The sequence below is a fragment of the Pseudonocardia pini genome, assembly GCF_013870575.1.
Taxonomy (GTDB): Bacteria; Actinomycetota; Actinomycetes; order Mycobacteriales; family Pseudonocardiaceae; genus Pseudonocardia; species Pseudonocardia pini.
On sequence record NZ_JACBXB010000150.1, the window covers coordinates 1 to 9,120 of the forward strand.

The window sequence follows — 9,120 nt, forward strand, 5'->3', positions numbered from 1 at the left end:
CCTCGCCGATGAGCCGCTCGACGTCCGCGATCCGGCCCGCCGCGTGCGCCACCCCGATGCTCACGGTCACCCGCAGGTCCGGGTGCAGGTCCGCCCAGTCGTGCCGGGCGATGCGGTCCCGCGCCTGCTCGCTGATCTCGACGGCCTGCGCGAGGTCTCGCCCCGGGAGCACCAGGGCGAACTCCTCGCCGCCGTAGCGGGCGCAGAAGCCGGTCTCGGGCAGGGCGGCGTCGAGCTCGCAGACCATGCGCTGCAGGACCCGGTCGCCGAAGAGGTGCCCGTGGGTGTCGTTGACCAGCTTGAAGTGGTCGATGTCGACGAGCGCGAGGCAGAGCCCGGTGGCCCGCACCGCGGCACCGTCCAGGTCGGACAGCAGCGTCGCGAGCCGCTCGTCGAGGTAGCGACGGTTGTAGCTCGCCGTCAGGCTGTCCCGGCGGCTCTGCTCGCGGGCCTCGGCGTGCTCGCGCCGGAGCCGGTCGAGCTCGTCGTGGGCCGCGGGCGGGGGCTCGCCGTGCAGGAGCCGGACCGCGGCGTAGAGGTGCCCGTAGGCCTCCTCCCACGCACCCTCGGCGGCCAGCCGCTCCGCCGCGGCGGTGTGCAGCGCGGCACGGTTGCGGGGGGAGGACGGTGGTGTCTCCTCGGCCACCGGTGCGTCGTGCACCAGTGCCCGTACCGTGCCGGACTCCATCGAACCACCTCCCCCGATGCCCCTATTCTCGTCGTGACGCCTGGGGTCCTTGAGACGTGAGGGATCTTCCTACCCGTTCGCGTGCCTTCCCACCCGACCGGGCGAGGCCCGGGATCACCCGCCGGAGTGCTCCAGCTCGGCGCCGAAGGGGACGGACGGGTCGTCGGCGTCGTCGAGCCAGTGCTCGGGCAGGACGACCTTGCCCGGCGAGCCCTGGCGCCCGCGCGGACCCTCGGCGTCGGCGGGGAACTCCTGGTCCAGGTCGAGCTGCGCGAGGAGCTCGTCGAGCTGGTCGATGCTCTCGACCATGCCCAACGCGCGGCGCAGGTCGCCGCCGACCGCGAAGCCCTTGAGGTACCAGGCGATGTGCTTGCGGACGTCCCGGATCCCCTTGTGGTCACCCATGTGCTCGCAGAGCAGCACGGCGTGCCGCCGCAGCGTGACGGCCACCTGCCGCAGGTTCGGCGGGGTGGGCAGCGGGCGCCCGGCGAACGCGGCCTCCAGATCCCCGAACAGCCACGGACGACCGAGACAGCCCCGCCCGACGACGACGCCGTCGCACGCCGTCTCCCGGACCATCCGCAGGGCGTCGGCGGCGGAGAAGATGTCGCCGTTGCCCAGGACGGGCAGCTCGGCGGGCAGGTGGTCGCGCAGCCGCGCGATCGCGGTCCAGTCCGCCTGGCCCGAGTAGCGCTGTGCGGCGGTCCGGGCGTGCAGGGCCACGGCGGCCACCCCCGCGTCGGCGGCCATCCGGCCCGCCTCGAGGAAGGTGTGGTGCTCGTCGTCGATGCCAATCCGCATCTTCACCGTGACGGGCAGGTCCCCGGCGTTGTCGACGGCCGCGCGGACGAGCCGCTCGAACAGCCGCCGCTTGAACGGCAGCGCGGCCCCACCGCCCCGGCGCGTCACCTTGGGCACCGGGCAGCCGAAGTTCATGTCGACGTGGTCGGCGAGGTCGCGCTCACGGATCATCCGCACCGCGGCGCCCATCGCGGCCGGGTCCACGCCGTAGAGCTGCATCGACCGCGGCTGCTCGTCCGGGTCGAAGGCGATCATGCGGAAGGTGAGCGGGTTCTTCTCCACCAGCCCGCGGCTGGTGATCATCTCGCAGACGTAGAACCCGGCCCCCTGCTCACGGCACAGCCGCCGGAACCCCGGGTTGGTGATGCCCGCCATGGGCGCGAGCACGACCGGCGTGGCCACCTCGTGGCGCCCGATGCGCAACGGCGGCAGCACCGGTCGGGTGGCGGGGGCGGAGTCCAGCAGCGTCACGGGATCCCATTGTCCACCCTTCCGCCGCCGCAGGTGGGGGGTGGGTTGCCGAACACCTTTGCTCTGCCCGCCCCGACGCGGGTGTGGCCTGCGTCAGCGCCTGCTGATCAAGCCCTTTGGAGGTCAACAGGCCCTCACGCAGGATTCGGCCGCCCAGATCCTGCGTCAGTACCTGTTGATCAACCATCGAGCTGCGCGCGGGCTGCCCGGTCCTGCCCCGCGGGTCCAGTACCCTCGGCGTCACCGCCTCGGCACCACGGGCGGGGGCCCCTAGCTCAATCGGCAGAGCAGCGGACTTTTAATCCGCGGGTTCAGGGTTCGATCCCCTGGGGGCCCACTCTCACCAGCGGAAACGTTGGGCTCGTGATCGTCTCGACAAGATCATGCACCGGAAACGCCACGGCTTGCCCGGAGCCGGACGTGGCTCGGCCCCGGCGGCGAGCCTGCGCTCACGTCCGGGGCCGAGGGGTGCCGCCTGCTCGGCGGCCGTCAGGTGGGGCGTTCGCCCGTGAGGATGTGTCGCGCGATCAGGGGCCAGTCGCCGAGGTCGCGGACGGTGGTCTCGGCGAGGTCTCTCGCCCGCTGCTCGATGGCGCGCAGCCGGTCGCGCTCGGCCTGCGCCTTCGTCAGCTCGATGAGTAGCGCCCGGTGACCCTCGACGGCCGCGTCCCGCTGGCAGGTCAGACGCTCCATCCACGCCTGGCCAGCGACGTCACGGGCCTGCAGAAGGCCGAGATCGGCGGCCAGTCGGTCCCGTTCGTTGAGCAGGCTCTCGAGGTGGATTGCGTCGACGTCGACCGTCGCGCGCTTGCGTGCCACGGCGTCCGTGAGCTGCGCGCGCAGGCCGCGGGACGCGTTCGACTGCCCGTCGGGCGCCGTCACGCGCCCTCCTGGTGCTGCTGGCGGAGTCGCCACTCCGCGGACCGGGAGGCGTCGCGTTCCCCGGTGAACATGGCGCGGACGTCGGCCTCCATGCCGCCCAGCACGGTGAGCCGCTCCAGCACGGCGGCCGCGGTCGAGCGGTCGAGCGTGACGGGTGCGTCCGGGTCGTCGGGGGTGACGGCGGACAGCTGGTCGGACAGGTGCTCGGTCAGGTCGCTCACCGGGACTCCTTCCCGTCGCGGATGCGGCGGACGTGTTCGCGGTCGTAGCCAGACTCGTGTGCGACCTGCCCGATGGGAAGGCCTGCGACCAGCGCGGCCTTGATCGCGGAGTGCAGCGCGTCGCGCGCGCTGGCCTGTTCGGACCGTGCCTGCTGGTACCGCTCGGCTGCTGCTCGAACTCGGCTCATCTCGTCGCCGTTCTCCTCCACGCTCGGGATCCTGTCACCCCATGTTGCAACTGAGTGTTGCATTGGGCTCGATTGTCGTGCAACCTTGCGTTGCAACACAAGGTTGCAACCAATCGAGGAGGGCCCATGGCCTGGAAACAGAGCAAGGCGAAGGGCAGGACCGTCCGTCAGGCATCCGTCGACCGCGCGGTCAGCAACGGCCGCCGTCCGGGATCCATCGTGAGCGGCCGCGCCTCGGCCTCGGCGAACGGCTGCCAGGTGTGCAGCGGCAGCGGCGCCAGGTCCCGGCGTGTGAACGGTGCCGAGTGCATCGTCTGCGCCCCCTGCGCCCGACGCCTCGCCCGCGGCTGACCCCACCCGATCACCGGCGGTCGGGGGTGGGGAGCCTCCCGGCCGCCGGTCCCCACCTGGAGGACCTGATGAACATGATCTCCGATGTCCAGCCGAGACCAGCATGGTTCGCCGGTCTCCTGACCGCGCTTGCGGTGTCACCGCTGCTTGCGGTCCTGCTCGCCGTGGCGGTGACCCTGTGATCCGCTTCCGCGCCCGCAAGTCCCACCGGTGCGGGCCCGTCCGGATCACCGTCAACCAGGCCGGGCGCGTCACCTGGGGCCTGAAGGTCGGCCCCTGGTCCTGGTCGCAGTCGACCGGCCGCCACTCCCTCGACACCCCCGGGCCCGGGGGCTTCACGTGGGGCGGGAGGAAGCGCTGATGGGCCACGAGTGCGACGTCCCGCCAGCCCCGAACCCGGCCAAGAAGTCGAAGTGGAAGTGCCCCACCTGCCGCCACACCTGGCACTACCGGCCGAACGCGGGCAACGGGTTCCTCGACGCGTTCCGCGACCGGCGGGACTCCAACGGCCAGAAGCTGAGGTGGTACGAGTGAACGTCCTGCAGCACGCCGCGACCGCGACCCGCGGCGTCCGGAAGGCCCGCCGGGTCTGGCGGCGTGTGGTCGCCGTCCTGGTCCTGCTCGCCCTGGCGCTGATCGTCGCCTTCGGGGTGGCGGTGTACCGGGGCATCACCGACGCCGCGGAGCAGCTGCCCGCGCACGTCGCCGACCAGATCACCCCGGACCTGCCCGCGGTCGACTGGACCCCGGTGGTCGACACCCGCGACCAGCTCGCCGAGTGGGTCGACGCCCTGCCACCGCCGCAACTCATCGAGCAGCGCGCCCGCGACCTGTGGCCGGGCGGTGGGTGATGGGCTGGTTCAGCAGCTCGAGGAGCGGCATGCCCAACCTCGGCCAGGGCTCCGGGTGGACCGACTCGGAGTGGCGGCGCGCGCCGCGACGCCGGGTGCCCGTCCGCAAGCTCGTGGCCACCAACCGGCACCACTTCCTCGACGAGCGGCGCGCCGCCCGCTACGCGAAGACCCGGAAGGGCGGGGACGTGTACGTCGTGGACGCCGGGGGGCGGCTCTACCTGGCGGACGGCCACCACCGGGTGGTCGCCGCGATGATGCGCGGCGAGACGTCGATCCGCGCCCGAGTGATGCAGGCAGGTGGCCGGTGAAGGCGGCTGTGCGGGCCGCGTGGCGGTGGCTGACCGAGCACCGCGACGCGCTCGCCGAGTGGGTCGTCCTCGGGGTCGTGCTGGCGATCGCCGCGTTCGTCTCCTACACCCACCTCCGCGACGTCCACCAGGTCCTCGGCACGCCCTGGCCGTACCTCGGGCCGCTGTCGGTCGACGGGCTCTTCGCGGCTGCGTGGCTGCGCATGCGCCGCCGACGCCGCCAGGGTGAACCGGTCGGTGCCCTGGCGTGGGTGGCGCTCGGGGTCGCGCTGGTCGCGACGCTGGCGGGCAACGTCGCCGCAGCGTTCCCCGGCTGGCTCACCGAGTACCGGGACTGGGTGGCGCCGTGGGTGTTCGCGTGGCCGGCGGTCGCGTTCGCGCTCGTGTGGGAGCTGGTCACCGGGCACAGCCGCCCGGCCCGCCAGCAGACCGCCAGCGAGCCGCCAGCCCCCGCCCCGGCGCTGGAATCCACCACGGCGAGCAGCGAGGACCACGACGAGAAGGCCGCCCGGCTGCTCGCCGAGGGCGCCGGCCGACCGACGTTGAAGCGCGAGCTCGGCATCACCGACCACCAGGCCCGCCAGCTCCAGCGGGCGCACAAGGAGAAGGCGTCATGAGCAGTGGAGGGTTCGGCCGGTCGCTCCTGGCGGCTGTGGTGTTGGTGCTGCTCGCGGCCGGTGTCGGCACGCTGGCGGGACCGCCGCCATGCGACAGGACGACGGTGACCACCTCGACCGGCACGGTGATCGAGGAGACGACGTGCTGACCGACGCCGCCGGCGGGCTGACCGCGACCGGTGGTGTCCTCGCCACCGTCGCCCTCACCTGGCTGTGGCTCGCCAGCCGGAAGAAGAAGGGCAAGTCCCGCCCGTTCGGCGGGATCCTCACCAACGGCCCGAAGGGCGAGGTGTTCCTGAAGCTGTGGCCCGCTACTGGAAAGAAGAAGGGACGGAAGAAGCGGTGACCACCACCGACAAGCCCGCTGGCGCCAGCCGCGCCGCCAAGGCCCGCCAGGTCGCCAAGAACGCCGCGCGAGGTACCGGTCGGGCAGTCAAGGCCGCCGGGCGCCACACGGGGCGGCACACGTGGACTGCCGGGCAAGGCGTCGGATCGTGGGCCCGCCGCTCCGCCGACGCCGCCACCCTCGGCCACCACCGTGCCCACCTGCGTCGGGCCGAGCAGGCGGGAGACCACGAAGCCACCGCGGCGGCGCTCGCCCTGCTCGACACCGCGAAGAACGCCAGGAAGGACCGGCTCCTCACTCTGCCCCGTGAAGCCCTCCAGCTCCTCCTCCTCGGCGTCGGCGCGTTCGCCGCGGTCTGGGTGCTGCTCCTCGCCGTCGGGATCGGGGCGTGGCTCCTGCCCGAGGGGCTCACCTGGACGTCGTGGTGGGCACTGGTCGGGGACATCTTCGGCTGGATCGGGTTCGTGCTCAAGGTGGGCGCGATCTCCGCCGCGGTGGCGGCCGTGCCGTGGCTGCTGTTCGTCGCGTGGGCCGAGGGGAAGCGCGCCGCGGAGCCGCCGAAGTGGCTGATGACCCCCGTCGAGAAGGCGCAGGTCGGGGCCGAGATCACCGCGGACGCCATCGCGGTCGCGCTCAAGCACATGGGCATCGCCGCGCTCAACGCCGCCTTCAAGGAGGGCTGGCAGCCGGAGTTCCTTGTGCCGCCACGCCAGCAGGGTGGCGGTACCTACACGCAGGTCAAGCTCCCGCTCGGCGTGCCCGCCGCAGTGCTGCTGCCGTCGGCGAAGGTCGAGCTCCTTGGCGCCAACCTGTCCCGCCACAAGCACGAGACGTGGCCGCAGCGTCAGCCCGACGAGGACGCCCGCGTGCTGGACCTGTGGGTGGCGGACAAGGGGGCCCTCGACAAGCCCGCCCCGCCGTGGCCGCTCCTTGAGGAGGGCACGTTCGACGTCTTCCGGGACCGGGCGCCGTGGGGTGTGACGATGCGCGGTGAGCCGGTGCAGGTCGGGATGCTGCAGAAGCACTGGCTGGTCGGCGCCACCTCGAACCAGGGCAAGACCGCCACCGTCCGCCAGCTCGCGCTCGCGCTCGCGCTGGACCCGTCGGTGGAGCTCCGGATCGCCGACCTGAAGGGCGACGGGGACTGGTCGATGTTCAAGGAGCGGGCGCACACCCTGATCGAGGACAACACCCCGGAGGGCGCCGAGGCGACCTGCGTGATGCTGGAATCGCTGGTCACGGAGATGCAGCGCCGGTATGACGCCAAGCGCGCCCAGAACATCGTGGGTCCGATCTCGCGGGCGCTGTCCCGCCGGAAGGGCTCCGGGTTCCACCCCATCTTCGCGATCGTCGACGAGTGCCAGGTGCTCTACGCGACCCCGCATCCGATCGGCGGGGCGAAGGACGGGGCCCGCGGGGTGTCGGCGGCGAAGCGTCTGCACGACCAGTCCAGGGCCATGAACATCCACCTCATCCAAGCCACGCAGCGACCCGACGACCGCACCCTCCCGGCTCGGGTCCGCGAGGGCGTGCACGTTCGCGCCGCGCTGTACGTTCCTGGCCCGTCGACCTCGAAGATGATCCTCGCCGAGGCCGCCGACCGGGGCGCCCGCCCGGAGGACCTGCGCGCGGACACCGACGCGGGCACCGTGGTGGCGACCGGGGCGATCGAGGACATCCCGAAGGGGCAGGCCTTCACCATCGTCCGCACCCACTACGTGGACACGGCGTCGGCGTACCCGGTGGTGCAGCGGGCCGTGGAGGCTCGGAAGAAGGCCGGGTACGGCACCGTCGCAGCGCTCGCAGCCCCAGCCGAACCGGACGACCTGGCCGCGATCCTGGACGCTCTGCGCGACGAGCAGCGCGCACGGACCACGGTGGTGCTCGGTCGCCTGACCGAGGAGGACCCGCAGCGGTACGAGACCTGGAAGCACGGCGACCTGAAGTCCGCGCTGGAGCGCTTCGGTGTCACAGTCGGGAAGTCGAACGGTGACCGGGTGGTCCGCCGCTCGGACGTCGAGCAGGCGATCAAGAACCGGGACGCGGGGCAGCAGCAGGACCCCCCTGCCTCGACGCCAACAGCCGGATCTTGACCTCTCGGGGCAGCGTGATCTACTGCCCCGAGAGGCGATTTCCGCAGGTCAGCCATGCTGCCCCGTGGTTGGGGCGTTCGCCCCGCGGGGCAGCCGCCGTCACGCCGCGGCGAAGTTGATCCGGGTGCCCTTCGGGGCGGGCATGTCGAGGTCCGTGACCGGCTCCCCGTCGAGCTGCACCCGGCCCTCGCGGTGGTGCTGGTCGAGCCGCTCGGGGGAGACGCCGGCGGCGAGGATGCGGGACCGGACGGTCGGGACGGCGGGGGCGTCGGGTGCAGCGCTCACACCCTGCCCAACGTCGAACAGTCGTTCTAGGATGCGGGGCGCCGCGCTTCCCCCGCGGTCGACCACTCGACCGAACGACCTGGGGAGACCCTGTGCACGAGCGTGACCTGTACGCCCTCCACCGCGAGCAGCGCGACTACGTGACCGCCGCGGCGAGGCAGCTGCGGCACATCGCCGCGCAGGACGACCTCGCTCGGCGGGGCACGCACCCGGAGCACGCGTACGGGCTCGCCAGCTTGCTCGACCTGCTGGCGCTCGACTGGGCAGCCCGGCGCCCGGCCGTCCGGGAACGGACGCTGGACGTCGCCGAGGGCATCCTCGGGGCGGTAACGACGGCCGAGACGGAGCCGATCACACCGGCGTGACTCAGCCGCACGAGCCGCCCGTCGGCCAGCCGTACGAACCGCCGCCCGGCTACCAGCTGGTCCCTACTCCGCCGCCGGTGCGGAAGCGGGACCTGCGGGCGCTGTCGATCGTCGCGCTCGTGCTGGCCATCCTGGTTGTCGTGTTCCTGTCGCTCGGCGGGTACAACGCGCTGGGGATGGTGGCGTCGGTGGTGCCGTTGATCTGCGCGATCGTGGCGGTGAGTCTGGATCAGCGGGGCCGCCCGATCGCGATCGCCGCGCTGGTGCTGTCCCTGCTCCCGCTGATCCTGTACGCGCTGCGGATCGGGTGACTCAGGCTGCGTTCACCTCCGCCGGGGCCCACGTCGTGCCGTCCCACACGGCCGTCTCGGCCGCGACCCACCCGGCCCCGTCCCACAGGGTGACTCCGCCCGCTGGCGCGGGCGACCCCTCGTTCAGGGACGCGGTCGGGACGGGCGCGAGCCCGGCGAGGGCACCCGTGGTTCGCACGGTCCCCGCGATCGTCGACGATGCGGGGGGCGAGCTCGCAACGACGGCCCCGCTGGCCTGCACGGTGCCCGCCAGGGAGCCCGCCGTCACGGGGGTGACGGTCGCGAGCAGCCCGCCGCTTGGGGAGCCGAGCGTCCCGTCCAACGCCGCCGCGGCGGCGG

The 9,120-nt window shown here is 72.9% G+C and carries 18 protein-coding genes and 1 tRNA gene; 12 read left to right on the top strand and 7 right to left on the bottom strand.

Going from position 1 to position 9,120, the window contains the following annotated elements; genetic code table 11:
- A partial coding sequence (locus H5J29_RS11505) for a GGDEF domain-containing protein (protein ID WP_181780924.1) occupies window positions 1–688 on the bottom strand: 688 nt, incomplete at its 3' end.
- A 114-nt stretch (window positions 689–802) separates the two neighbouring features.
- Window positions 803–1,960 carry a tRNA dihydrouridine synthase DusB gene (dusB, locus tag H5J29_RS11510; RefSeq protein ID WP_181780925.1) on the bottom strand — a complete coding sequence of 386 codons (1,158 nt, stop codon included), beginning with the start codon at window positions 1,958–1,960 and terminating at the stop codon, window positions 803–805.
- Between the two features lie 264 nt (window positions 1,961–2,224).
- Here dusB and H5J29_RS11515 point away from each other — a divergent pair.
- A tRNA-Lys gene (locus H5J29_RS11515) sits at window positions 2,225–2,297 on the top strand.
- A gap of 152 nt (window positions 2,298–2,449) precedes the next feature.
- On the opposite strand, the gene H5J29_RS11520 is transcribed toward H5J29_RS11515, so the two are convergent.
- The 4 genes from H5J29_RS11520 to H5J29_RS11535 all read right to left on the bottom strand — a co-directional run bounded on the left by H5J29_RS11520 (window position 2,450) and on the right by H5J29_RS11535 (window position 3,562).
- A complete protein-coding gene (locus tag H5J29_RS11520; protein ID WP_181780926.1) occupies window positions 2,450–2,842 on the bottom strand; it encodes a hypothetical protein in 393 nt (130 codons plus the stop codon).
- The gene (locus H5J29_RS11525; protein WP_181780927.1) at window positions 2,839–3,063 is read right to left on the bottom strand and encodes a hypothetical protein; all 225 of its coding nucleotides are present in this window, start codon (window positions 3,061–3,063) and stop codon (window positions 2,839–2,841) included. Before H5J29_RS11525 ends, H5J29_RS11520 begins: the two co-directional genes overlap by 4 nt.
- Window positions 3,060–3,272 (bottom strand): hypothetical protein, encoded by a 213-nt coding sequence (locus H5J29_RS11530; RefSeq protein WP_181780928.1) that lies wholly within the window; start codon window positions 3,270–3,272, stop codon window positions 3,060–3,062. The genes H5J29_RS11525 and H5J29_RS11530 overlap by 4 nt, the downstream gene beginning before the upstream one ends.
- A gap of 146 nt (window positions 3,273–3,418) precedes the next feature.
- Window positions 3,419–3,562 (bottom strand): hypothetical protein, encoded by a 144-nt coding sequence (locus H5J29_RS11535; RefSeq protein ID WP_181780929.1) that lies wholly within the window; start codon window positions 3,560–3,562, stop codon window positions 3,419–3,421.
- Window positions 3,563–3,628: 66 nt separating this feature from the next.
- Here H5J29_RS11535 and H5J29_RS11540 point away from each other — a divergent pair, with 66 nt between their 5' ends.
- From H5J29_RS11540 to H5J29_RS36190, 9 genes are read left to right on the top strand one after another with little or no spacing between them, the layout of a single operon-like run.
- On the top strand, window positions 3,629–3,784 hold the full coding sequence (locus tag H5J29_RS11540; protein ID WP_181780930.1) for a hypothetical protein: 156 nt from the start codon (window positions 3,629–3,631) through the stop codon (window positions 3,782–3,784).
- Window positions 3,781–3,963, top strand: coding sequence for a DUF4236 domain-containing protein (locus H5J29_RS11545; protein ID WP_220187277.1), 183 nt, complete (start codon window positions 3,781–3,783; stop codon window positions 3,961–3,963). The genes H5J29_RS11540 and H5J29_RS11545 overlap by 4 nt, the downstream gene beginning before the upstream one ends.
- A complete protein-coding gene (locus tag H5J29_RS11550; protein ID WP_181780931.1) occupies window positions 3,963–4,136 on the top strand; it encodes a hypothetical protein in 174 nt (57 codons plus the stop codon). The genes H5J29_RS11545 and H5J29_RS11550 overlap by 1 nt, the downstream gene beginning before the upstream one ends.
- Entirely contained in the window at window positions 4,133–4,453 is a 321-nt protein-coding gene (locus H5J29_RS11555; protein WP_181780932.1) for a hypothetical protein, read from the top strand. The genes H5J29_RS11550 and H5J29_RS11555 overlap by 4 nt, the downstream gene beginning before the upstream one ends.
- Before the next feature lie 29 nt (window positions 4,454–4,482).
- Window positions 4,483–4,764, top strand: a complete 282-nt coding sequence (locus tag H5J29_RS11560; RefSeq protein ID WP_181780933.1) for a ParB N-terminal domain-containing protein — start codon at window positions 4,483–4,485, stop codon at window positions 4,762–4,764.
- Entirely contained in the window at window positions 4,761–5,381 is a 621-nt protein-coding gene (locus H5J29_RS11565; protein WP_181780934.1) for a DUF2637 domain-containing protein, read from the top strand. Before H5J29_RS11560 ends, H5J29_RS11565 begins: the two co-directional genes overlap by 4 nt.
- Complete coding sequence (locus H5J29_RS11570) at window positions 5,378–5,530, top strand: hypothetical protein (protein ID WP_181780935.1); 153 nt, start codon at window positions 5,378–5,380, stop codon at window positions 5,528–5,530. The genes H5J29_RS11565 and H5J29_RS11570 overlap by 4 nt, the downstream gene beginning before the upstream one ends.
- Window positions 5,524–5,727, top strand: a complete 204-nt coding sequence (locus H5J29_RS11575) for a hypothetical protein (RefSeq protein ID WP_181780936.1) — start codon at window positions 5,524–5,526, stop codon at window positions 5,725–5,727. Before H5J29_RS11570 ends, H5J29_RS11575 begins: the two co-directional genes overlap by 7 nt.
- Complete coding sequence (locus H5J29_RS36190) at window positions 5,724–7,820, top strand: FtsK/SpoIIIE domain-containing protein (protein WP_181780937.1); 2,097 nt, start codon at window positions 5,724–5,726, stop codon at window positions 7,818–7,820. The genes H5J29_RS11575 and H5J29_RS36190 overlap by 4 nt, the downstream gene beginning before the upstream one ends.
- Before the next feature lie 99 nt (window positions 7,821–7,919).
- Here the strand turns inward: H5J29_RS36190 and H5J29_RS11585 are convergent, their stop codons facing one another.
- Window positions 7,920–8,105 (bottom strand): hypothetical protein, encoded by a 186-nt coding sequence (locus tag H5J29_RS11585; RefSeq protein WP_181780938.1) that lies wholly within the window; start codon window positions 8,103–8,105, stop codon window positions 7,920–7,922.
- A 92-nt stretch (window positions 8,106–8,197) separates the two neighbouring features.
- Between H5J29_RS11585 and H5J29_RS11590 the strand changes: the two genes are divergently transcribed.
- Together H5J29_RS11590 and H5J29_RS11595 are read left to right on the top strand one after the other, a co-directional pair.
- Window positions 8,198–8,470 carry a hypothetical protein gene (locus H5J29_RS11590; protein WP_181780939.1) on the top strand — a complete coding sequence of 91 codons (273 nt, stop codon included), beginning with the start codon at window positions 8,198–8,200 and terminating at the stop codon, window positions 8,468–8,470.
- On the top strand, window positions 8,467–8,781 hold the full coding sequence (locus tag H5J29_RS11595) for a hypothetical protein (protein ID WP_181780940.1): 315 nt from the start codon (window positions 8,467–8,469) through the stop codon (window positions 8,779–8,781). The genes H5J29_RS11590 and H5J29_RS11595 overlap by 4 nt, the downstream gene beginning before the upstream one ends.
- Window positions 8,782–9,120: the final 339 nt, after the last annotated feature.

Excerpts from the sequence above, each read along its gene's own strand:
- H5J29_RS11535 (WP_181780929.1), bottom strand. The coding sequence starts at position 3,562 with ATGCACTCGGCACCGTTCACACGCCGGGACCTGGCGCCGCTGCCGCTG.
- H5J29_RS11550 (WP_181780931.1), top strand. The coding sequence starts at position 3,963 with ATGGGCCACGAGTGCGACGTCCCGCCAGCCCCGAACCCGGCCAAGAAG.
- H5J29_RS11560 (WP_181780933.1), top strand. The coding sequence starts at position 4,483 with ATGCCCAACCTCGGCCAGGGCTCCGGGTGGACCGACTCGGAGTGGCGG.
- H5J29_RS11570 (WP_181780935.1), top strand. The coding sequence starts at position 5,378 with ATGAGCAGTGGAGGGTTCGGCCGGTCGCTCCTGGCGGCTGTGGTGTTG.